The sequence below is a fragment of the Streptomyces chartreusis genome, from assembly GCF_008704715.1.
GTDB lineage: Bacteria > Actinomycetota > Actinomycetes > Streptomycetales > Streptomycetaceae > Streptomyces > Streptomyces chartreusis.
In genome coordinates this window covers 9,437,064-9,460,363 of record NZ_CP023689.1, presented here as the reverse complement: position 1 = coordinate 9,460,363, position 23,300 = coordinate 9,437,064, and the positions used below count along the sequence as shown (strand labels likewise).

14 protein-coding genes are annotated in these 23,300 nt (G+C 72.9%); 5 read left to right on the top strand and 9 right to left on the bottom strand.

Annotation, left to right across the window (positions count from 1 at the left end):
• Positions 1-30: 30 nt before the first annotated feature.
• Positions 31-669, top strand: a complete 639-nt coding sequence (locus CP983_RS41860; protein ID WP_150505703.1) for a TetR/AcrR family transcriptional regulator — start codon at positions 31-33, stop codon at positions 667-669.
• Positions 670-815: 146 nt separating this feature from the next.
• A complete protein-coding gene (locus CP983_RS41855; protein WP_150505702.1) occupies positions 816-2,621 on the top strand; it encodes an alkyl/aryl-sulfatase in 1,806 nt (601 codons plus the stop codon).
• A gap of 81 nt (positions 2,622-2,702) precedes the next feature.
• Here the strand turns inward: CP983_RS41855 and CP983_RS41850 are convergent, their stop codons facing one another.
• The 8 genes from CP983_RS41850 to bdeA form a co-directional block, all read right to left on the bottom strand.
• On the bottom strand, positions 2,703-3,998 hold the full coding sequence (locus CP983_RS41850) for an ABC transporter substrate-binding protein (protein ID WP_167537838.1): 1,296 nt from the start codon (positions 3,996-3,998) through the stop codon (positions 2,703-2,705).
• On the bottom strand, positions 3,995-5,107 hold the full coding sequence (locus tag CP983_RS41845) for a branched-chain amino acid ABC transporter permease (RefSeq protein WP_126900178.1): 1,113 nt from the start codon (positions 5,105-5,107) through the stop codon (positions 3,995-3,997). The genes CP983_RS41850 and CP983_RS41845 overlap by 4 nt, the downstream gene beginning before the upstream one ends.
• A gap of 19 nt (positions 5,108-5,126) precedes the next feature.
• Complete coding sequence (locus tag CP983_RS41840; RefSeq protein WP_107909611.1) at positions 5,127-6,026, bottom strand: branched-chain amino acid ABC transporter permease; 900 nt, start codon at positions 6,024-6,026, stop codon at positions 5,127-5,129.
• The gene (locus CP983_RS41835; RefSeq protein ID WP_107909612.1) at positions 6,023-6,823 is read right to left on the bottom strand and encodes an ABC transporter ATP-binding protein; all 801 of its coding nucleotides are present in this window, start codon (positions 6,821-6,823) and stop codon (positions 6,023-6,025) included. Before CP983_RS41835 ends, CP983_RS41840 begins: the two co-directional genes overlap by 4 nt.
• Entirely contained in the window at positions 6,820-7,644 is an 825-nt protein-coding gene (locus tag CP983_RS41830) for an ABC transporter ATP-binding protein (RefSeq protein ID WP_150505700.1), read from the bottom strand. Before CP983_RS41830 ends, CP983_RS41835 begins: the two co-directional genes overlap by 4 nt.
• 328 nt (positions 7,645-7,972) lie before the next feature.
• The gene (locus CP983_RS41825) at positions 7,973-9,265 is read right to left on the bottom strand and encodes an RsbRD N-terminal domain-containing protein (RefSeq protein WP_150505698.1); all 1,293 of its coding nucleotides are present in this window, start codon (positions 9,263-9,265) and stop codon (positions 7,973-7,975) included.
• Positions 9,266-9,533: 268 nt separating this feature from the next.
• The gene (locus CP983_RS41820) at positions 9,534-11,048 is read right to left on the bottom strand and encodes a helix-turn-helix transcriptional regulator (protein WP_373309852.1); all 1,515 of its coding nucleotides are present in this window, start codon (positions 11,046-11,048) and stop codon (positions 9,534-9,536) included.
• A 356-nt stretch (positions 11,049-11,404) separates the two neighbouring features.
• Entirely contained in the window at positions 11,405-12,352 is a 948-nt protein-coding gene (gene bdeA / locus CP983_RS41815) for a bis(hydroxyethyl) terephthalate hydrolase (RefSeq protein WP_150505694.1), read from the bottom strand.
• 210 nt (positions 12,353-12,562) lie between these two features.
• Between bdeA and CP983_RS41810 the strand changes: the two genes are divergently transcribed.
• Both CP983_RS41810 and CP983_RS41805 read left to right on the top strand, forming a co-directional pair.
• Positions 12,563-20,431 carry a type I polyketide synthase gene (locus CP983_RS41810; RefSeq protein WP_150505692.1) on the top strand — a complete coding sequence of 2,623 codons (7,869 nt, stop codon included), beginning with the start codon at positions 12,563-12,565 and terminating at the stop codon, positions 20,429-20,431.
• Between the two features lie 50 nt (positions 20,432-20,481).
• Positions 20,482-21,954, top strand: a complete 1,473-nt coding sequence (locus tag CP983_RS41805; protein WP_150505690.1) for a tryptophan 7-halogenase — start codon at positions 20,482-20,484, stop codon at positions 21,952-21,954.
• A gap of 36 nt (positions 21,955-21,990) precedes the next feature.
• Here the strand turns inward: CP983_RS41805 and CP983_RS41800 are convergent, their stop codons facing one another.
• Entirely contained in the window at positions 21,991-22,449 is a 459-nt protein-coding gene (locus CP983_RS41800) for a DUF6194 family protein (protein ID WP_150507204.1), read from the bottom strand.
• Between the two features lie 47 nt (positions 22,450-22,496).
• Between CP983_RS41800 and CP983_RS41795 the strand changes: the two genes are divergently transcribed.
• A complete protein-coding gene (locus tag CP983_RS41795; RefSeq protein ID WP_150505688.1) occupies positions 22,497-23,291 on the top strand; it encodes a MerR family transcriptional regulator in 795 nt (264 codons plus the stop codon).
• Positions 23,292-23,300 lie beyond the last annotated feature (9 nt).

Sequence of the window (23,300 nt, the reverse complement as noted above, 5' to 3'; positions counted from 1 at the left end):
GTAAATTACCGTAGGGTAAGATCGATGCCCATGACAACGCACTCCTCAAAGGCCGGCACCAAGGGTGTGCCGAGAGCCGCGCGTGAGCAGCAGGTTCTGGCCGCGGCCACCGAGGAGTTCGGCCGTCATGGCTACGAGGCCACGACCGTGGCGGCCATCGCCACGCGCGTGGGCGTCACCAAGCCGCTGCTGCACCAGTACTTCGGCAGCAAGCAGGACCTCTACCTCGCCTGCCTCGACCCGGTCGGCGAACGCCTGCTGGGCGCGGTCCGCACCGCGATGGCCGAACCGGCCGCCGATGCGCCGCCGACCTCCCTGCGCGTCCTCGCTGCCCTGTTCACCGCCCTCGAAGGCCGGCGCGACGCCTGGTTCGTGCTCTACGACGCCACGCTGCCGCCCGACAGCGACGCCGCCCGCCGCGCGTCGCACTACCGCACCGCCATCGACGACCTCGCCGCGACCGGCACCGCCGACCTGCTGCAATCGGCAGGCGCCGGCGACCCGCTCGACGCCGACGCCCTCAAGTACGCGTGGCGCGGCCTGTGCACCGCCCTGGTCCGCTGGTGGATCAACCACCCCGACCAGTCGCCGGAGGCCATGACGCAGCGGTGCGCCCGCATCTTCGCCGCCGCGCGCGCCATCGGACTCACCGACGACGGGCACGCCTGACCAGTACCGGCCCACCCTGAAGGCCCCCGGAGACCGCGGACAAGTCGCCGCTCACGATGCCCTCACCTAGGGTCGTTCGGGGGCTTTGTTCGACCTTGTCCGTCCCTGCCTCGCGGGCACCACGGCCACAGAGGGGAGCCCTCGCGATGACCGATACGTCGTTCGAGGACACGACCGACTTCGAGGACGCCGACCGCGGGTTCGTGGCGGCGCTGAAGCCCGGGGTGGTGAAGGACGCCTCGGGCAGGGTCGTGTGGGACAGCGACGCCTTCGCGCACCTCATGACGGATCCCCCGCCGGCGACCTGCAACCCGAGTCTGTGGCGGCAGGGCGCCCTGTGCGCACGGCAGGGGCTGTACGAGGTCACCGACGGCGTGTACCAGATCCGGGGACTGGACCTGTCGAACATGACGCTCGTCGAAGGCGAGCGCGGGGTCGTCGTGGTGGACCCCCTGGTGTCGGCCGAGACGGCCGCCGCCGGACTCGGGCTGTACCGCGAGCACAGGGGCGAACGGCCGGTGACGGCCGTGATCTACACCCACCCGCACATCGACCACTTCGGCGGAGTGATGGGCGTGATCGGGGAGGGTGACGAGGTACCGGTCGTGGCTCCCGAGCACTTCATGCGGCACGCCGTCTCGGAGAACGTGTACGCCGGGACCGCGATGATCCGGCGTGGCATGTACTTCTCGGCGTTCGGAACCCCGGTCGGCCCCGAGGGGCAGATCGGGATGGGCCTGGGCATGGCGACGTCCTCCGGCTCGGTGGGACTGATCCCGCCGACGCTGGAGATCACACGCACCGGGCAGGAAGAGGTCCTGGACGGCGTGCGGTTCGTCTTCCAGATGACGCCCGGCACCGAGGCGCCCGCGGAGGTGAACTTCTTCCTGCCGGAGCGGCATGCCCTGTGCATGGCGGAGAACGCCTGCCACACGCTGCACAACCTGCTGACACTGCGCGGTGCCCAGGTGCGTGACGCACGGGTGTGGTCGCGGTACATCAACGAGGCCATCGAACTGTTCGGCGACACCGCCGACGTCGTGTACGCCTCGCACCACTGGCCGGTGTGGGGCCGCGAACGCATCCTGACGTTCCTGTCCGAGCAACGTGACCTGTACGCCTACCTGCACGACCAGACGCTGCGGATGATGAACACCGGATACACCGGCATCGAGATCGCCGAGGCCATCGAGCTGCCGCCCGCCCTGGAGCGGGCGTGGCACGCACGCGGCTACTACGGGTCCGTCTCGCACGACGTGAGGGCCGTCTACCAGCGGTACATGGGATGGTTCGACGGCAACCCGGCCCATCTGTGGCAGCACCCTCCGCAGGCGCAGGGCGAGCGGTACGTGCGTGCTCTCGGCGGCGCGGAGAAGGCGCTGGCAACGGCCCGGGAGTTCGCGGCCGAGGGCGATCTGCGGTTCGCCGCCGAGCTCGCCTCGCACATCGTCTTCGCCACCCCCGAACACCGGGGAGCCCGCGATCTGCTCGCCGACGTGCTGACCCGGCTCGGGTACGGCGCGGAGTGCTCGACCTGGCGCAACTTCTTCCTCCAGGGCGCCTACGAGCTGAAGAACCCCGTCACGCACACGGCCATCGCGCTCGCGTCGAGCATGACGTCCGCGCTCAGCGTGACCCAGGCGTTCGACTCGCTGGCCATCCGCGTCAACGGCCCACGCGCCTGGGCCGAGCGGCTCAGCGTCCTGTGGCGGATCACCGACCTGGCGGAGACCTACCGCATGGAGCTGTCCAACGGAGCCCTGATCCATCACCCGGACCCCAACGACACGCGCGCGGACCTCACGCTCACGCTGACCAAGCCTCAACTGCTCGGCCTGCTCGCCGGCCGGGGCATGGACGGCATCGAGCACGAGGGCGACGTCGGCGTCCTGACCCGACTCCTGGACCTGCTGGACGAACCCGACCCCGATTTCGCCATCGTGACTCCGTAGGCGCGACCGTGCCGGGCCACGGCGGTGCTGCCGTGGCCCGGCCGACGTGCCGTCAGTGAGTCCGTCAGGGAGTCCCCGGGGTCACTTCTCGCGCGATGCGAGGTATTCCTCGACGCCCGGCGCGGTGTGCGCCTCCTCAAGGTTCACCGCGGCACCGACCGCCTTCGCGTCCGGCTTGTGCACGTAGGTGGAGGTGCTGGCCGGCTGCGCCTTGTCGGAGAAGTTCTGCGCGGTGCCGAGGCCGACGTCGACGTTGGACTGGGCGCGGTGCGCCTTGACCACGTCCTCGCGGGCGAGACTGCCTCCCTCGCAGGCCTTCTTCAGGTCGGCGCCCATGATCTGGGCGGCGTTGTAGCCGGAGAGAACTCCGGCGTCGACCAGGGCGTCCGGGTACTTCTTCTTGTACGAGGCGACCATCTTCCGCACCCCTGGCAGGTCGGAGCTGGCGGCCGGGGCGGCGCTGACGATGTTCAGCATGGCGGCGAGGGCGGGCGCGGCCGGGGTCTTCATCAGCTGCGGGGCGTAGCCGGGGGCGCTGCTGACGACGGGGACCTTGAGACCGCGGGAGGCGGCGACTCCGACCAGGGAGGCGGTCTGGGCCGGTCCGGCGCTGATCAGGATCGCCTTGACGCCTTCCTTGCGCAGCGCCGAGACCTGAGCGGACAGATCGGTGTCGGTGGCCTTGATCTTCTGGCCGACGACCTTCAGGCCCGCCTTCTTCCCGGCCCACTGCGAGCCCTCCAGCGCGTTCGCGCCGTAGTCGCCCTCGAAGTAGACGTGGCCGACCTTGTCGCCCTTCTTCAAGCCCTTGGTGCGGGTGAGGAAGTCGACGGCGGCGATCATGTCGATGTCGTAGGTGGTGCCCAGGACCTGCACGGAGTCCCGGTCCAGCAGGGAGGCGGCCCATGCCTGGGGGAAGGTCAGCACCTTGTCCCGGTCGATGTCGTCGAGCAGCGCGGCCATCACGGGCGATCCGATGACCTGGGGCAGGGCTACGACGTCCGCGGAGATGTCGGCGTAGGCGGTGACGGCCTTCTGGACGTCGTAGCCGTGGTCCTTGACGACGATCTCCACTCGCCGGTCGCAGATGCCTCCGTCGGCGTTGACCTCGTCGGCCCACATCTGCTGTGCCTGCACGATGCTCTTGCCGAGGGTCGCGTACGGCCCGGTGAGGTCCGTGAGGGCGCCGAGCTTGATGGTCTTGTCGGTGACTCCGGGGCCGGTCTTGACGCCGTCGGCGCCGTCGCCCGCGCTGTCGGAGGAGTTGGCCTTGGAGCTGCATCCCGTACCTGCGAGCAGCAGGGCGGCGAGTGCCGCGGCCAGGAGCGTTCTGCTGCGCGGTGCGGCGCGGTGTGTGTGGTCGTGCGAGGGCTTCACGGGGTGGGCTCCTTGGCTCGTACGGCTGGCGCGGTCGGTTGGGAAGGGGAGGTGGCGTTCGAGGGTGGTGGTGCCGTCCGGGGGCGGCGCAGACGGGCGCGCAGCCGCCGGACCAGGCCGTGCAGGCCGTCGGGGGCGAAGAGGAGGATCAGGACGATCGACGCGCCGTAGAGGTAGCGGGCCGCTTCGGTGGGGCCTACCGTGCCGTCGGTGGTGCCGGGGGCGGCCACCAGCGGGAGTTGGTCGGCGTAACGGGTCATCAGCAGCGGCAGTGCGGTGACGAACACGGCGCCGACGGTGGCTCCGGCCACCGATCCGAGTCCGCCGATGACGATCATGGCGAGGTAGTCGACGGACAGCACGAGGCCGAAGTAGTCGGGCACCACACGGCGGAAGGAGAGGGCGAGCAGTACGCCCGCCAGGCCCGCGTACATCGACGACACCACGAAGGCCGCCGAGCGGTAGCGGGAGACGTCGACGCCCATCACGGCGGCCGCGGTCTCGCTGTCGCGCAGCGCCACCAGGGCGCGTCCGGGACGGCCTCGCAGCAGCCCCCTGGCGGTGAACCAGGTGACCGCGAACAGCGCGAGCCCGAGGTACCACAGTCGTTCCTCGGCGCCGAACGGCACGCCCAGCAGGGTGAGTTCGGAGTCGGCGGAGAAGGAGAAGCCGCCCACTTCCAGGGGTGGCACCGAGCGGCCGTTGAATCCGCCGGTGACGGAGTCCGCGGTGAGCAGGACATGGTGTCCGAGGAAGACCAGGGCCAGGGTGGCGACGCCGAGGTAGATGCCGCGCACCCGGCCGGCGACGGGACTGAACAGCCCGCCGGCCGCACCGGCGAGCAGCACCGCGAGTACCGCGGCGACGACGGTGGGCAGCCCAGGTCCGGGTTCACCGGCCAGCCATACGTAGCCGTAGGCACCCACGGCCAGGAAGAAGGCGTGGCCGAGGGAGAGTTGGCCCGCGGTGCCGGACAGCAGGCCCAGGCCCACCGCGCCGACGGCCGCCGCCATGGAGAACAGGCCGATGCGCAGCCAGAACGCGTCGAGGTAGAAGGGCAGCGCGCACAGGACGGCGACGGCCGCGAAGGTCCGGCCCAGGCGGATCACTTGGGCGCGGGAGAGTCGTTCAGACACGGACCGCCGCCTTTCCGCCGAACAGCCCGGTGGGCCGAATCAGGAGCACCAGCACCATCACCGCGTAGGGCGCGACGTCGCCGAATCCCTCGCCCAGGACGTGCAGGTCGGACTGGTAGCCGGCGACGAGGGCCTCGGTGAGTCCGATCAGCAGGCTGCCCGCGAGGGCGCCGGGCGGTGACGCCATCCCGCCGAGGATGGCCGCCGGGAACGCCTTCAGCGCGATCTGCCCTGTCGTGCGTTCCAGGCCGGGCGCGGGGAACGCGGCGAGGAACACCGCCGCCAGCGCGGCCAGCGCTCCGGCCAGGCACCAGGCGAGGGTGCGCACCCGCACCAGCCGTACGCCCATCAGGGCGGCCGCTTCCACGTCCTCGGCCGACGCGCGCAGCGACAGGCCCCAGTTCGTGTACCGGAACAGGGCGAAGACTCCGGCGATGACGACGGTGGACACCACGATCGCCGCGATCCGGCTGTCGGCGACGGTCACCGGTCCGAGACCGCTCACCGAGTCGCCCCAGGGGTCGCCGAGCGAGAGCAGGTCGCCGCCGATGCGCCGCGACAGGTCGGTGAGGATGACGATGTCGACGCCGATGGTGACGATGGTCTGCACATGGGCGGCGTGCGGGTCGGCTCCCCCGCCGGCCTGGAGCAGGAAGCGGTCCATGGCGCCGGCCACGGCCGCGGTCACCAGGACGGACACGGCGAGCGCTCCGGCGAAACCGAGGTCGTCGTGGAGTACGGCGGTGACGTAGCCGCCGAGCAGGAGCAGCGAGCCGTGCGCGAAGTTCATGACGCCGGACGCCTTGAAGATGATGACGAAGCCGAGGGCGACGAGGGCGTAGACGGCGCCGAGGGCGAGTCCGTTGAAGACGTTGTCCAGGAAGGTGGTCATGCCGCGTCCTCCTCTTCGGCGCCGGTGCCGAGGTAGGCGCGCAGCACTTCCGGGTCGCGGCGCACCTCGTCCGGGGTGCCGTGCGCGATGGCGCGGCCGAAGTCGAGGACGGTGACCTCGTCGGCGAGCCGCATCACGAGGCCCATGTCGTGCTCCACCAGCACCACGGACAGGCCGAGTTCGGCGCGTACGGCGTGCACGACCTCGACCGTGCGGGCGCGCTCGGCCGCGTTCATCCCGGCGACCGGCTCGTCCAGCAGCAGGACCCGGGGTTCCAGGCACAGGGCGCGGGCGAGCTCGACGCGCTTGCGGTCGCCGTAGGAGAGCAGGGCGACGGGGCTGTCGAAGTGCTGTGCCAGACCGGTGAGTTCGGCGATCTCCCGGGCGCGGGCGAGATGCTCGCGCTGCTCGCGCCGAACGTGCGGCAGACGCAGCGCGCTGGCTGCGAACCCGGCGCGGGTCAGGGCGTGCCGGCCGAGCATCAGGTTGTCGGCGACCGTGCCCTGGGTGGTGACGATGTTCTGGAAGGTGCGGGCGACGCCGAGGGCGGCGATGCGGTGCGGGGCGAGCCGGGTCAGTTCGGCGTCCCCGAGGCGTACGGCGCCCGTGGCCGGGCGGCAGAGCCCCGACAGCACGTTGAAGCAGGTGGACTTGCCCGCTCCGTTGGGTCCGATGAGCGCGTGGACGGTGCCCGGGACGACGGTGAAGGACACGGTGTCCAGGGCCGTGAGCCCGGCGAAGCGGACGGTCACGTCCGTCGCGGCGAGTTCGGGTGGTGCGGTGGTGCGGACGGTCACGCGGCTCCCTGCCCCTCGGTAGTGCCGGTGTTCTCGGCGGTCTCAGTTGCCTCGGTCTCGGTGGTCTCGCCGAGGTACAGGCGTCGTACGGCGTCCGTGCGGGCGAGTTCGTCGGCGGGGCCGGAGAGCCGGACCTCTCCGACCTCCAGGACATGGGCGGTGTCGGCGAGGGACAGGGCCATGCCCGCGTTCTGCTCGACCAGGAGGACGGCGGTGCCCTGGGCGTTGATCTCGCGGATCACCTCGGCGATCCGGTAGACCATCTGCGGGGCGAGGCCGAGGGAGGGCTCGTCCAGCAGGAGCAGGCGAGGGGCGGCCATCAGGGCGCGGCCGATGGCGAGCATCTGCTGCTCGCCGCCGGAGAGCAGTCCGGCGGCCTGCCCGGTGCGTTCGGCCAGTCGCGGGAAGAGCGCGAAGACCCGGTCCCGGGACTCGGCGATCTGAGCGGGGCGGCGCCTGCCGAGGCCGAGGCCGCCGGAGCGGAGGTTCTCGTCGACGGTGAGACCGGCGAAGACCCGGCGTCCCTCGGGGACTTGTACGACGCCGGCCCGCACGGCCGCGACCGGGTCGCGGCCGTCGAGTTCTGTGGCGCCGTAGCGGATACGGCCGGCCGTGATCGCGCCGCGATGCAGGCGCAGGGTGCCCGACACCGCCCGCAGCAGGGTCGTCTTGCCCGCGCCGTTGGGGCCGAGCAGGGTGACGATCGCGCCGTGCGGGACGGTCAGGGACACGGAACGAAGGGCGGACAGGGCGCGGCCGTAGGTCACGTCGAGGCCCTCGACGTACAGGGCGGCCTCTTCGTCCGGTGGTGCTTCGGGCATCACGGCTCCTCGGGTCCGTGCCGTCGGGCACGGGGCTTCGGGGGAAGGGCAGCCCACGACAGCACGGGCGCGGGCGGGCGGTACAGGTGTTCGGGCGAGGACGCTGCGTGGTCCCAATGCGGGTGGGCCGGGGTTGTGCGGGTGCCCAGGGGTGGCTTGAAAAGCGCCGGTCGGAGGGCAGGAGGGCGGGCCGGTACGGCGGGGGCGGCGAGGGTGTCCGGGCGCGGCGGCTCAGCCCAACGGGGGCTTTCCAAAGAGCCGTTGGCGGCATGGGGAGAGTGCGGTCCCGTCAACTGCGGGACTGGGAGGAGCCCGAGCGGCCGTACCGTCAGCCGCGCAGCAGTCGGCGTGCCGTCAGGGCGAGGCTGATCTGTACGACGTCCAGCGGGCGCGCCAGGGAGCGGCCGGTGAGCTGCTCGCAGCGGCGGAGTCGGTTCAGGACGGTGTTGCGGTGGCAGTAGAGCTGCTCACCGGCCCGCTGGGCGGAGCCGTCGCAGGCGAACCAGGCGGCAAGGGTGTCCAGCAGTACGTCCCGGTCGGCCGGTTCCAGCCGCAGCAGCGGGCCGAGGACCTGCTCGGTGAGGGTCGCGCCCAGTTCCGGGCAGGAGATCACGAGGGCTTCGGGCAGGTGCTCGGTGAGGCGGACCGTGCCGCCGTCGGGCGGGCAGATGCTCAGGGCGAGGTCGGCCAGGCGCCGGGCGTCACCGACGGAGGCCAGCCCGGCCACGGCGCTGCCGACGCCGACCCGCCCCTCGCAGGTGCCGTCGGCGGAGAGCCCGAGCGCCGCCACGGGGTCCTGGTCGTCCTCCCCGTCGCCCTCGTCACCGACCAGGACGATGCCGTAGTCCACTTCCACTCCCGAGTGCCAGTAGACGCTCGTGCCTGGTGGTACGGGGGCGGGGCGCACGCTCGTGGGGCCCTGGGGCCGGCCGCCGGTGACCGCGACGACGACGTACCGCCCGTGCTCCGGCAGGCGCAGTCCCTCGGCGGTCTCGGGCAGGTCGGCGATCCTGCTGGTGCCGTCGAGGAGGGCGGTCGCGAGGAGCCGTACCCGGTTCTCGCGCCGCCAGGCCAGTTGCCGTTCGGCCTGCCGGTAGGCGTCCGCGACGAGGCTGCAGTGCTCGTCGACGAAGTTCCACACGTCGGTGGCGACGTGCACCAGGAGCCGGATGTCCTCGGGCGCCGAGCGGGAGGTCTCCTCCACCAGCCGCTGCCAGACGAGGGAGCCGCCGAGCCGGAAGGCGTGCAGCAGGGCGTCCAGCGGCAGCCCCTGCTCGGCCCGGGTGACGCCGATGCGCCAGGTGCACCGGTGGGCGGCCTCGCGGGTGCCGCGCGGGTCGAGCAGCGAGGTCACGCTGTGCCGCAGGGAACGGTGCACCTCCTCCCAGGTGGCGGCGTGGTCGTTCTCCAGCGCGGTCCGGTACGCCGGTTCCTGCTCGCGCAGGACGGCCACGAGCCGGTCGGTCAGGTCCGGGAGGTCGTCGATGAGGACGCGGGCCGCCCGGTGCAGGGCGCGCAGCGCGTCGGCGTCGATCAGCGACCGGATGCGTCGTGTCCGCGGCTGCGGAACGGGCGTCGGCCCGGTGCGGTTCGTCGCGCGTGTGCGTACGGCAGGATGCATCGCGGTCCTCCCCCTACCTCGGCTTCCCGGCAGTGCCCCGACCCCGCCGGGCCGGCGGCTCAGCGGCGTCCGACGGCTCGGCGGAGTCCGACGAGGCGCGCTGCCCGTGCCGCGGCAGCCACCCGACTCGTCGTCCTGCCCCGAAGGATGGCATACCGTCCGGTCGGTCCCTAGGGGTGTGCAGCGGCATTCTTGGGCGCGGGGCGTCGAGGTCCCTCCCGTTCGCCTCGGATGAGCAGGGGGTCGATGCCCGGGAAAGGGCCGCGTCTCAGCGGCCTTCCTGGTCGACCATGCGGGCCAGTTCGATGCGGGAGCGGACGCCGAGGGCGGCGAAGACGTTGCGCAGGTGGTAGTCGATCGTGCGGGTGCTCACTGCCAGTCGCCGGGCCACCTCGCGGTTGGTGGCGCCCTCGGCGACATGCCTGGCGATGCGCAGCTGCTGCGGTGTGAGCAGTGACAGCCCACCCGCCGCCTCCCTCCCGGGCGCGGCTCCGTTGGCGCGCAGCTCGCCGCGCGTCTGCTCCGCCCAGGCGCCGGCGCCGCAGCGTTCGAAGCCGACGAGGGCGGCGCCGAGCCGGGGCCGGGCCTCGCGCAGACGACGTCGCCGGCGCAGCCACCGGCCGTACAGGAGCTCCGTGCGGGCGCGCTCGAAGTCGCCGCCCGTCTCGTCGTGCAGGGCGAGGGCTCGCAGGTAGAAGTCGTCTGCGCCGTCCTCGGAGGCGAGCAGGGCGCGGCAGCGGGCGAGCTGGGCCGGGGCGTGCGGGTCGGCGCCGAAGGCGGCCCACACGGCGAAGTCGTCGACCACCGTCCGCGCGCCCTCGGGGTGCCCGGCCAGTACCGCGGCCTCCACGAAGCAGGGCACGGCGAGCATCCACACGGCGAAGTGGCCGCGTCTGGGACCGGGCCCGACGAGCGGACCGAGCCGGTCGGCGGCCTCCAGGGGACGTCCGCGCGCCAGGTCCGCTCGGGCGGTGGCCCACTCGGCCAGGGTCGCCGCCTGGGCGAGTCCGTGGCGGCGGGCGACGCCCAGGGCGGCCGAGGCGTGTCGTCCGACCGCAGCGGTGTCCCCCTCGATCGAGGCCGCGAGGGCGAGCATCGCGTGGTGGCTCGCCGCGGTGTTGCGGTGCCCTGCCGCCAGCGCGGCCCGCACGCCCTCCTCGGCGTGGGCACGGGCCTGCGCGTGGCGACCGGCGCGCAGTTCGCCGTACGCCAGGTACTCCAGGGCTCGAGCCTCGAACACGGCACTGTCCGCGGTACGGGCGGACGCGAGGGCGCGGGCCCCGGCGGCGCGGGCCGCTCCGACGTCCCCGAGGAGCAGCGCGGCCGACGCGGCACGCAGCAGTCGCTCCGGGCGATGGTCGGCGCGGGCACGATCCAGCACGCGCCGCAGGGGCCCGGTGGCGAGCTCCGGCCGACGGGCCAACAGGGCACGCATGCCGTCGCGGTAGTCCCGCACGAAGGCGTCCATGGCCCAGTCCCGGGACCGCCGTCCGTCTCCGTGAGAGGGAGCGGCGGTGACCGGCGACGGTGGGCGCTCGGACTCCAGTACCGCTCCGTGATCACCCTCCGCTTGGCGGCTACCGGGGCCCACGTCCTCGCCGGCGCCCAGTCCGGCATACGCCCCGTCGAGCGTGCTCAGGCAAGCCGCGATGTCCCCCGCAGCCCAGGCGGCGTCCGCCGCGCACAGGTGGGCCGCCTCGGCCCGCTCCGGGGCGTCGGCGGCCAGCAGCGACGCGGCCAGCAGCAGGGATTCGCGGGCGTCACCCACCGGCCCGTCGAACAACTTCCTTCCACCGCGCGCGAGTTCGGCATGGCCTCGGTCGGCGGCGGCCGATCGGGCACCGTCCCGTCCGTTGCGGCTCCGTAAGCGGGGAGCCGTCCGCACACTGCTCCGGTCTCCGGTCATTCCCGCGACGCTACTTGCGCGTAACGAGGACCGGAAGGCTGACGTCCGCGCGCCCCGGCAGGCAAATCACCGGTGTCACCTGCGTGTTGTCACCGCGCGGTCGCGGAACGGATTGTGCGCCTGCCCAGTCGACGCCTGCCGCGACCGTGCTGCCGCACAACGGGACCGCACCGGCGGCGGACGTGTCGCGCACGTCCGCCGCCGGTGCCCCGAACAGAAGGGGCGCGGGGCTGTCAGGAGGTGTGCGGGCAGTTGCCCCGGTACTCCTCGATGGTCAGGCTCGGCCGGGGCAGCGGGCACAGGAACTGCTCGTAGCGGGTGTCGTTGTCGATGAACCGCTTGAGCCAGGAAATGCTGTACTTCGCGATCGTCGTGTTCGACGAGTTGGGCGTGAAGTGGGTCGCCGAGTTCAGCTCCAGGTAGCCCCGGTCCAGCGAGGAGGACAGGCTGGAGTAGAAGGGTTCGGCGTGGGAGGCGACCGGGGCGACGGTGTCACCGTCGGCTCCGAAGATCAGGGTCGGCGTGGTGACCTCGGGCCAGGTCTTGTCGAGGTTCCACGGGGTCAGCGGGATCGCCGCCTGGAGTGCCGGACGCGACTTCGCGGCCTCGAGGCTTCCGCCGCCGCCCATCGAGTGGCCCATGACACCGAGGCGGCTCGCGTCGATGCGGGAGCGGACGGAACTGCGTTCGGTGAGGTGGTCCAGTGCGGCCAGCAGCTGGCGGCCGCGGGAGTCGGGCTGGTCGAGCGTGGTGAGCGTGTCGATGGTGAACACGACGAAGCCCTGCGAGGCCAGTCGCGGTCCCAGCCAGGCGATCGACGACTCGTAGGCCGTGTAGCCGGGCGAGATGGCCACGGCTCCGAAGGTGCCGTCGCTGGTGGACGTCGGGTAGTAGATCGTGCCGCCGCCGAATCCGCTGACGGACAGCGAGGAGACGGACGTCTGCGACACGGCGTACGGGCCGCGTGACGCCTCGATGCTGGAGGTGGTGGGGGCCGGGCCGCGCTCGTAGGGGTTGTCCGCCGCATGGGCGCCCGGGCTGGTCAGGGTTCCCAGGCCGACGACCGCGGCGAGCGCCGCGGCGGCGCCGACCAGTCGCCCGGCCCGGCGCCGGGTGGAGCCGGAGGCGTGAGCGCGGGAGCTCGCGGGGGTGGGGGTGTTGGGTGGGGTGTGGAACTGCACGACGAGTCGTCCTCTCTGTCGCGGTAGGGCTGTTCGTGCCACTGTCAGGGCCGGGCCCTCACGAGCGGACCGGCAATGTCACCGGTCTCCGTCCGCTTTCGTGCCGCCTCCGGCGGCTCCGCCTTCGTTCCGACTGCGCTTCCGCGCCACCGTCGTACGCTGATCAAGGAGCCGACGTGGCGCGGGCGTGCGAGCGAGGGGGGACAACTGGTGGGTGTGGCGGGAGTGTTCGAGGTCCGGCCGGTCGCGGAGTTGCTCGTCGAGAACTCCTTACGGCATGGCGAGAAGACCGCGTTCACCGATGACCGGCGGGCAGTGAGCTGGGCCGAACTGGAGCGCCGTACGGCCCGGTTGGCGACGGGGCTGGGGGTCCGCCGCGGTGCCAGGGTGGCCTTCTGCCTGGACAACAGCGTCGAGTTGGTCGAGGGTCTCCTCGCCACCGTGCGGGCCGCGGCGATCGGCGTGCCGCTGAGTTCGCGCGGCACCGACTCCGAACTCGCGGACCTGCTGACCGACTGCGATCCGGCGGTACTGGTCACCGACCGGCGGAACCTGCCGAGGATCGCCCGGCTGACGGCGGACCGGTCGATCCGGCTGGTCGTGACCGGGGGCGGCGCGGACGAGGGCGGAAGCCCGCCGCCGGACGCCACTTGGTTCGAGGATCTCGCCACCGGCCCTTACTCCGCGCCGCCCGACGATCTCGGCCTGGACGAACCGGCCTGGCTGCTCTACACATCCGGCACCTCGGGCACCTCCCGGGCCGCGGTGTCCAGCCAGCGTTCCGCGCTGTGGTCCCCGGTCGCCTGCTATCTGCCACGACTCGGTCTGTCTGCGACGGACCGGGTGCTGTGGCCGCTGCCGCTCTCGCACACCTACGCCCACTCGCTGTGCGTCCTGGGCACCACCGTGGCCGGCGCAAGCGCACGGATCACCGCGGCACCGGAGCCGGCCGCACTGCTCCGGCTCGTCGAGGAGTACCAGCCGACCGTGCTGGGCGGAGTGCCGCTCACCTACCGGCAGTTGCTCGACGCGGGCCTGGGCGCGGTCCCCTCGCTGCGGTTCTGTGTCACCGCCGGCGCGCCCAGCGAGCCGGAGTTGCGGGACCAGGTCGAGACGCGGTTCGGCGCCCCGCTCCTGGACGGCTACGGCAGCACCGAGACCTGCGGCAAGATCGCCATGGAGACACCGGACGGCCTCCGGGCAACCGGCGGCAGCGGGACGCCGCTCCCCGGCACCGACGTCCGGCTGATCGATCCGGAGACCGGGCAGGACAGCGCCGACGGCGTGGGCGAGATCTGGGTACGCGGCCCCGGCGTCATGCTCGGCTACCACAACCGCCCCGAGGAGACCGCCGAAGCCCTGCGCGACGGCTGGTACCGCACCGGTGACCTGGGCCGGATCGCCGAGCACGGCTGTCTGACGGTGACCGGCCGGCTGAACGACCGGATCGTGCGCGGCGGCGAGAACGTCGACCCGGCCGAGGTCGAGCAGGTGCTGCGGCGTCTGCCGGGGGTGCGGGACGCTGCCGTGGTGGCGCGGGCGCATCCGTTGCTGGGTGAGGTTCCGGTGGCGTTCGTGGTCCCCGCGGAGCAGACGCTCGACGCGGCGGGGCTGTTGCGAGCCTGCGCCGCCGTGCTCTCCGCGCACAAGGTGCCCGACGAGGTCCTCTTCACGCCGGCCGTGCCGCGCACGGCCGCGGGCAAGCCGCGCCGGGCCCTGCTGCGCGAGGCGCTCGCGGGACGTCCGGCCGAGCCGACGCTGGAACGGCTGGCCGGCCGGACTCCGGGCGAGCGGCGGGCCGCGCTGACCGACCTGGTGTGCACGGAGACCGCGGCGATCCGCGGTTCGTCCGCCGACCCCGGCATCGCGTTCGCCGACCTGGGCCTGACCTCCATGGACGCGATGACGCTGTGGCACCGGCTCAGCCTGCGCACCGGGCTGCACCTGCCCGCGACGCTGGTCTGGGACCACCCCGACCCGGCCGCCGTCGCCACCTACCTGGACACCCGGCTGCACGGAACGGACGTACGCACGGCCTCGGTTCCGCCGCGTGGTCCGGAGGCCGAGCCCGTGGCGATCGTCGCCGTCGGCTGCCGCTACCCGGGCGGCGTGACCACGCCCGAGGACCTCTGGCGCGTAGCGGCCGACGGAGTGGACGCGACCGGTGACTTCCCCACCGACCGGGGCTGGGACCTCGCGTCCCTGCACCACCCCGACCCCGACCGGCTCGGCACGACGTACACCCGCCGTGGCGGGTTCCTCGACGGCGTGGCGGACTTCGACCCGCTGTTCTTCGGCATGTCGCCGCGCGAGGCACTCGCCACCGACCCGCAGCAGCGCCTGCTGCTGGAGGTCGCCTGGGAGACGCTGGAACGCGCGGGCATCCCGGCACCGACGCTGCGCGGCACCGACACGGGCGTGTTCGTCGGGCTGATGCACGTCGGCTACGGCAGCGGGGTCCCGGCGCACGAGCTGGAGTCGCACATCGGCATCGGCTCGTCGGGCAGCGTGGCGTCCGGCCGTATCTCCTACGTCCTGGGGCTGCGCGGCCCGGCCATGACCCTGGACACGGCCTGCTCGTCGTCGCTGGTCGCGATGGATCTGGCCGCCAAGTCGCTGCGGGCCGGGGAGTGCACGCTGGCGCTGGCCGGTGGAGTGACGGTGCTGTCGAGTCCGCAGCCGTTCATCGCGTTCAGCCGTCAGCGCGGCCTTTCGGCTGACGGCCGCTGCCGTTCGTTCGCGGCAGGCGCGGACGGTACCGCGTGGGCCGAGGGCGTCGGCCTGGTGCTGCTGGAGAAGCTGTCGGACGCCCGACGCAACGGGCATCCGGTGCTGGCCGTGCTGCGCGGCTCCGCCGTGAACTCGGACGGCGCGTCGAACGGCCTCACCGCCCCCAACGGCGAGGCACAGCGAGAACTCATCCAACTGGCCCTCGCAGACGCGGGATTGGGCACGGCAGACATCGACGTGGTCGAGGGCCACGGCACGGGGACCGCACTCGGCGACCCGATCGAGGCCGGCGCCCTGCTGGCCACCTACGGGCAGGACCGCGACCCGGACGACCCGGTGTGGCTCGGCTCGGTCAAGTCCAACCTCGGGCACACCCAGGCCGCGGCGGGGGTGGCGGGCGTGATCAAGATGATCGAGGCGATGCGGCACGACGAACTGCCCGCCTCGCTCCACGCCGAGGAACCGTCACCGCATGTCGACTGGACCGCCGGTGCGGTGCGCCTGCTCGCCCGGGCCCGGCCGTGGCCACGCCGCCCGGACGGCCCACGCCGCGCGGCGGTCTCGTCCTTCGGCATCGGCGGAACGAACGCCCACGTGATCATCGAGGAGCCGTCGGCCGAAGGGGCCCCGCTCTCCGACCCCGCGGAGGCGGAGGATCCGACAACCGCACAGGGTGCGGCCACGCCCCGGCTCCCCATCACCCCCTGGCTGGTCAGCGGCAGCGACGAGGCCGGTCTGCGCGCCCACGCGGCGAGCCTGGCCGCGGCCCTGGCCGAAGTGACCGACAGGTCGGCGGCGTTGGACGTCGGCTACTCACTGGCGACGACCAGGACATCGCTGTCCCACCGGGCCGCCGTCCTGGCCACCGACGCCGAGGGCCTGCTCGCCGGACTGCGAGTTCTGGCCGACGGCGCCGAAGCCAACGATGTCGACGGGCCGTCCCTGCTCCGCGGCACCGCACTCCCCCGCCCGAGGACGGTCCTGCTCTGCACGGGCCAGGGCGCCCAGCGCTCCGGAATGGGCCGCGAACTACGCGCCGCCTTCCCCGTCTTCGACACGGCGTTCACCGCACTGTGCGAGGAGTTCACGCCGTATCTCGACCGCCCCCTGCTGGAGGTCATCGACGCTCCGGACGACTCTCTTCTCCACCGCACCGACTACACGCAGCCCGCGCTGTTCGCCTTCGCGGTCTCCCTGCACGCGCTGCTCGCCGACTGGGGAGTGCGGCCGGACTACCTGGTCGGGCACTCGATCGGTGAGCTGGCCGCCGCGCACATCGCGGGCGTGTTCTCGCGCGCCGACGCGGTGCGTCTGGTGGCGGCCCGAGGCCGGTTGATGGCCGCGCTGCCCTCCGACGGCGCGATGATCGCGGTCCGCGCACCACTGCCCGAAGTCACCGACAAACTGGCTGAGTTGCCCGACGAGGTCTCGGCGACGATCGCGATCGCGGCGGTCAACGGACCGACGTCGGTCGTGCTCTCCGGTGCCGAGGACGCGGTGACCGCGCTCGCGACCGCCATCGGGCGGCCGTCCAGGCGACTCCGGGTGAGCCACGCGTTTCACTCGCCGCTGCTGGATCCGATGCTGGCCGAGTACCGCGCGGTCGCGGAGTCGGTGACCTACCACCGGCCGTCCGTGCCGGTGGTGTCCACACTGACGGGCCGTCCCGAGCCGGACGCGCTCGTCGACCCCGAGCACTGGGTGCGGCAGGCACGGGAGACGGTTCGATTCGCCGACGCGGTGGAGTGGTTGGCCGACGAGGGCGTCACTGCGTTCGTCGAGGCCGGCCCCGCCGCCTCACTCTCCATGGCGGCCGAGGAGTGCGTCGCGCCGGACAGGGACGCGGTGTTCATGTCGTGCCCCGACCCACGTACGGCGGTCGAGGCGCTCGCTTCGCTGCATGTGCACGGCGTGCCGGTCGACTGGCGGTCGGTGTACTCCGACAGCGGTGCCCGTCGGCGCCCGCTGCCCACCTACCCCTTCCAGCGGCAGCGTTACTGGCTGAACGCGGTCCGGCACCGGACCCCGTCCGGCCACCCCCTCATGGGGCACGCCCAGCCCGACGCCGACGGGCCCGGGATCAGGCACACCGCCGTACTGTCCGCCACCGAGCACCCCTGGCTCGCCGACCACGCGATCGGCGAGCGGGTGGTGGTGCCCGCGACGCTCTTCGCCGAGCTGGCGTGCCGGGCCACCGGCACCGCGGGGGCCGTGCGGCTGGCCGAACTGGCCTTCCACGAGCCGCTGGTGCTCTCCACGACGGACCGGGTGCGGGTGCAGGTGGTGGCGGGGGCACCGGACGAATCGGGCGGGCGGCCGGTCACCGTGTGGGCCCGCGCGGCCGACGCCGTGGGAGGACCGTGGACCCGACACGCCACCGCGACGACTACTCCGGCCGAGGCACCGCCGACCGAGGCACGGCAGACCGAGGCACCCCTGGCCGAGACGCCGCCGACCGGTCCGCCCGGGGCCTGGCCGCCCCCGAACGCCGAGCGGCTCCCGGTGGACTACGCGCGCCTCGCGGCACACGGCCACCACTACGGCCCGGCCTTCCGCGCGGTGACCGCCCTGTGGCGACGGGACGGCGAGGTCTTCGCCGAACTGGCGCTGTCCCCCGCGGAAACGGCGACCGCGAGCTCGTACACCCTGCACCCCGCCCTGTTCGACGCGGCTCTGCACGCCGCGCTCCTGGCCGAGGAACCGGGCGACCGACCGCGTGAGCCCCGCGCCCCGCTCGCCTGCACCGGCGTCACGGTGCACGCCACCGGTGCCTCCGCCGCGCGCGCCGTCGTACGGCGGCTCGGCCCGGACGAGTTCCGGGTCACCCTGACCGACCCGGCCGGCCGTCCCCTCGCCGCGGTCGAGTCCCTGGTCACCCGCGCGATGCCCGCCTCGGCCACCACACCTGCCGAGACCTACCGCCTCACCTGGCGGCCCACCGAGCCGACGCCCGACGCGAGCCCGGAGCACGAGCTGCTCGACGTGGCCCAACTGGCCGCCGCCCTGCCCGAGGACGCCACCCGGCCCGACCGTGTGCGACGGCTTCTGACGGCGGTGCTGGAGGCCGTACGCGACTGGACCGCCGACGCTCGACCGGGCCGTCTTCTGGTGCTCACCCACAACGCCACCGGCGACGACCCGGACCTCGCCGAGGCTGCGGTCGCAGGCCTCGTGCGCAGTGCCCAGTCCGAGCACCCGGGCCGGATCGTGCTGGTCGACCGGCGCGGAGTTCCCGCCGCACCCGAACAACTGGAGAGGGCGCTACGGACCGGCGAACCCCAGGTCGCCCTGCGTCACGGCCTCCCTCTGGCACCCCGGCTGACCCCCGCGGATCCGCCCACCGCGGAGCCGCCCGCCCTGGACCCCGAGGGCACAGTGCTCGTCACCGGCGGCACCGGCGCGCTCGGCGCGAGCCTCGCCCGGTACCTGGTCGCCGAACGCGGGGTCAGGCACCTGGTGCTGACCGGCCGTAGTGGCCGGGTTCCGGACCGGGTGGCCGACCTGCCCGCCAAGGTGCGGGTGGTGGCGTGCGATGTGAGCGACCGTACGGCGGTCGACGCGCTTTTGGCGTCCTGCCTTCCGGCGCCGACCGCGGTGTTCCACCTTGCCGGGGTGGTGGACGACGGCGTGGTGGACGGCATGACCCCCGACCGGCTGGCGAACGTGCTCGCGCCGAAGGTGGACGGCGCCTGGCACCTGCACGAGGCGACGAAGGGCCTCGGCCTGTCCGCCTTCGTGCTGTACTCGTCGGCGGCCGGCGTGCTCGGCCGACCTGGCCAGTCGAACTACTCGGCCGCGAACGGCTTCCTGGACGCACTCGCGCGGCACCGGACCGCGCACGGACTGCCGGCCCAGGCCCTGGCCTGGGGCCCGTGGACCACCGCCGACGACGAAGGAATGGCTGCCCGCGTCACACCGGAACGCCTCAACGAGGGCGGTGTCCTGTCCATCACGGAGGCGGAAGGCGTCCGTCTCCTCGACAGGGCGATGCGGATCCCGGAGCCGGTGCTCGTGCCGATCCCGCTGGACCTGGCGGCGGTGACCGACTCAGCGGCGCCGGCTGTCCTGGCGGACCTGCTGCCGACGCCGACGACCGGGCCCCCGGGCGAAGCGGCGGAGCCTGTGGCAGGGGTGGCCCAGGCACCCGGCTCGTGGCGCGAGCGGCTCGCCTCCGTCGCCCCGCACGAACGCGAGACGGCCCTCGCCGAGCTGATCCGCGTCGAGGTCGCCGCGGTCCTGGGCTTCCCGGACCCGACCGCACTGCCCACCGAACGCCCCTTCACGGAACTCGGCTTCGACTCCCTGACCGCCGTGCAGGTCCGCAACCGGATCAGCGCGTTCACGCGCGTGCGACTGGCTCCGACGGTGGTGCTGGAGTACCCCACCCCGTCCGAGCTGGCCGCGCACGTCCATGCCGCTCTGCTGGACGCGGGCGCGCTGCCGCCGGTGCGGGACGGATCCGCCACGCCGGAGGAAGCCGAGGCCGACTCCCGCGATGCGCTAGCGGAGCCCAACACCCCGGTGCCTTCGTACCGCTTCAGCGCCGTCTACCACCAAGTGCTGCGCGAAAAGGGGCCGTTGGAGGCGATGGCCTTGCGTTACCTCGCGTCCTACGCCCTTCCGACCATCCCCGACGGCGACCACACCGGCCACACGACCCCGCCGGTCCGGCTCGCCCAGGGCGACAGCGCGCCGATCGCCTACATCCCCGACTACCTGACCCCGCTCCACCGCATCCCCACCGCTCTCGCCGAGCAGTTCAAGGGCGAACGTGACCTGTTCCTGCTGGAGCACCCGGGGTTCGGAACCGACCGGGCCGCCGTCCCCCACGGCATGGAAGCGCTGGTGCGAGCGCACGCCGAGACCGTGCGCTCCCTGCCCACGGACCAGGCACCGGTCCTCGTGGGCTACTGCGCGGGCGGTGTGGTCGCTCACGCGGTGGCCCGGCACCTGGCGCAGACGGGACACACGCCCGCCGGCGTGATCCTGATCGACACCCACGCGGGAGTGCTGCGCCGCGACGACCCGCGCGGGCTGGCCCTGATGTCCGCGGGCGCAGCCCTGCCGGCCGACATCGTCGACGAGTTGGACGACGCCTTGCTGATCGCCGGAGGCGGCTACGCGCGCGTGCTGGAGAACTGGCAGCCCGAGCCGTCGCCGGTCCCGACCCTGCTGCTCCGCGGCCGCCCCACATCCCATATGCGTGAGGCGGACCCCGAACGGGACTGGCAGCCGCGGTGGCCCCTGCCGCACGACAGCGCGGACCTGCCGGGCGACCACTACTCCGTACTCAACAGGGACGCCGACAGCACGGCGGCAGCGATCCGCAGTTGGCTGATCACACGATGACACACGGCGGCGGCCACGTACCCAGCCTCACTTCGGAACAGGAGCCCTTGATGACCTCGGACTACGACCTCATCGTCGTGGGCGGCGGGCCGGCCGGCTCGACCGCCGCCACGGCCGTGGCCCTGCGCGGTCACCGGGTACTGCTGCTGGAACGGGAGACCTTCCCCAGGTACCAGATCGGCGAGTCGCTGTTGCCCGCCACGGTGCACGGCCTGTGCCGCATCCTCGGAGTCGCCGACGAGGTGGCCGAGGCGGGCTTCACCCTCAAGCGGGGCGGGACCCTGCGCTGGGGCCGGACCCCCGAGCCCTGGCAGTTCTCCTTCGCCATGACGCCCCGCCTGCCGGAACCCACGGCGACGGCCTTCCAGGTGGAGCGGTCCCGCTTCGACGAGATCCTGCTCCGCAACGCCGAACGCGTCGGTGTCGAGGTGCGCGAGGGCAGCCCCGTACGCCGTGTGCTCACCGAGGGCGAGCGGGTGCACGGCGTCGAGTACACCGACCGGGACGGGACGCCAAGCACGGCACACGCCCGGTACGTGATCGACGCGTCCGGCAACACCAGCCGGCTCCACGGCAAGGTCGGCGGAGCGCGCGTGTACTCCGACTTCTTCCGCAACCTCGCCGTGTTCGGCTACTACGCGGGCGGGCAACGGCTCCCCGAACCCAACAGCGGCAACATCTTCTGCGCCGCGTTCGACGCGGGCTGGCTCTGGTACATCCCGCTGCGCGACGACCTGACCAGCGTCGGCGCGGTGATCTCGCCCGAGCACTACCCGGCCGTCCAGCAGGACCCGCGCGCCGCCTGGCAGGACATGATCAAGGCATGCCCGGAGGTCGCCCGGCTCCTCACGGACGTGCCGGTCGCGACCGAGCAGCCGTACGACCGGGTACGCGTACGCAAGGACTACTCCTACTGGAAGACGTCCCTCTGGACCCCGGGCATGGCCCTGGTCGGCGACGCCGCCTGCTTCGTCGACCCGGTGCTCTCCTCGGGCGTCCACCTGGCGACGTACGGCGCCCTGCTGGCCGCCCGCGCGGTGAACTCCGCCCTCGACGGCAGCGTCCCCGAGGAACGCGGCTTCGCGGAGTTCGAGGCGCGCTACCGCCGCGAGTACGGCGTGTTCTACGACTTCCTCATCGCCTTCTACGACATGGAACGCAACGAGGACTCGTACTTCTGGGCGGCGAAGAAGGTCACCGAGGTCGACATCGACGAGGTCGCCGCCTTCGCCGAACTGGCCGGCGGGGTGGCCTCCGGCGACGAGGCGGTGGGCGCGACCGGCCGACTCGGCACCTACTGGAGCGCGGCCGCGGCCGAACTCGACGCCGCCGTGGACCACCTGACGGCACCCGACGAGCCCCGCACCAACCCCCTCCTCACCACCGAGGTCGTCACCAACACCTTCCGCACCGGCAACGCCCTCCAGGAACAGGCCCTCTACGGCGGCCCCCTCGACGCCCCGACCGCACCCGCCCCCGGCGCACTCACGGTCACCGAGGACGGCTTGTCCTGGGTGGTGTGAGCCGGACGGGTCGGGGTCCGAGATCACAGGGGCCCATCACAGGTCCTGCCGCCGGGCGGCCCGTGCCCGAGCCGCCTCGTGAGCCTCCCGCAGCAGACGGACGACGGTGTCCGCTGTCCGCTCGCCGGGATTGACGACGCAGAGCCAGCTCAAGGCGCCGTAGACGGGGTGCGGCAGGACGGTGTCGGTGGAGGTGTAGTCGCGGGGGCGGTGGGTGCTGCGGGGCTCCTCCCCCGTGAGTTCCTTGAACGTGGCGCGGTCGACGTGGATGTTCACGCGCCAGCGGTCCGGGGGGTCGAGGTCGCAAGCCGTGTCGTCGGGGTAGTCCTTGGTGACGATGGTTCCGTAGGGCTGGGTGTTGTGCGGGATCCGGCCGTCGGGGGCGTAGTAGAAGAACGCGTCACCCCATGCGAGCTCGGGAAAGTCGCCTTCCGGTCCCGGGAGGAGCACGAGGGCGCCGTCGAGGCCGCGCACGGCGGCGATGATCTGTTCCATACTCATGGTTCAAGCATCACCTTCAAGTGCTTCTGTGGGGTTCGGCGATGAGCGAGGCTTCGAGCGGTGCGCGGCCGGCGCCGCTGAGAACGGTCGATGTCGCGAGAGCCTCGGGGTACTCGGTGCAGCAGGTCCGCGACCTGGAGCGGCTGGGAGTCATCCCCCCGGCCGCTCGGTCGGCCAATGGCTATCGCGCCTACGCGTCCGTCCATGTGCACGCCCTTGACGCCTATCGAGGGCTGGCGACCGCCGTGGGGCCGGTCACAGCTCGGGAGGTGCTCAGCCGACTGCGCAATCGGACCCTCGCCGAGGCCGCCTCGGCGATCAGCGAGCTGCACGTGCGGCTTGCACGCGAGCGTGAAGAGGCGTTGCGGGCTCAGGAGGCGTTGCAGGCGATCCAGAGCGAGGCGGTGACGCCCGAGATCGAGCTCCACGGCGACGCTATGACCATCACGCAGCTCGCCGGAGCGCTCGACGTCCGCCCCTCGACCCTGCGGTTCTGGGAGGAGGAGGGACTCGTCGTCCCCGACCGGGTGACCTCCCTGCGAGCGCGTCGCTACGGCCTTCCGGCCATTCGCGCGGCGCGGATCGTCGCGGCCCTGCGCAACACCGGACACGGCATCCCCGCAGTGCGCGAGATCGTCGATTCGCTCCACCGGCTGGACGGCCGGGAGGAGACCCAGCGCCTCCTGAGCGAACGCCTCGACCGGATCGCCGCACGCACCGTGGCCCTGCTCAGGGCGGGCGCGGATCTGGCAGCCGTCATCACATACCGGGAACCGCCCGGCCCACCTAGGGGAGAGATAGGGGCCGGGTCAGGGGTCTCCCCGGGCGACGCCTAGGGAGCCCTG

Coding starts and splice junctions, on each gene's coding strand:
- CP983_RS41860 (WP_150505703.1), top strand. CDS start 31: ATGACAACGCACTCCTCAAAGGCCGGCACCAAGGGTGTGCCGAGAGCC.
- CP983_RS41855 (WP_150505702.1), top strand. CDS start 816: ATGACCGATACGTCGTTCGAGGACACGACCGACTTCGAGGACGCCGAC.
- CP983_RS41840 (WP_107909611.1), bottom strand. CDS start 6,026: ATGACCACCTTCCTGGACAACGTCTTCAACGGACTCGCCCTCGGCGCC.
- CP983_RS41830 (WP_150505700.1), bottom strand. CDS start 7,644: ATGCCCGAAGCACCACCGGACGAAGAGGCCGCCCTGTACGTCGAGGGC.
- CP983_RS41825 (WP_150505698.1), bottom strand. CDS start 9,265: ATGCATCCTGCCGTACGCACACGCGCGACGAACCGCACCGGGCCGACG.
- CP983_RS41805 (WP_150505690.1), top strand. CDS start 20,482: ATGACCTCGGACTACGACCTCATCGTCGTGGGCGGCGGGCCGGCCGGC.
- CP983_RS41800 (WP_150507204.1), bottom strand. CDS start 22,449: ATGGAACAGATCATCGCCGCCGTGCGCGGCCTCGACGGCGCCCTCGTG.
- CP983_RS41795 (WP_150505688.1), top strand. CDS start 22,497: ATGAGCGAGGCTTCGAGCGGTGCGCGGCCGGCGCCGCTGAGAACGGTC.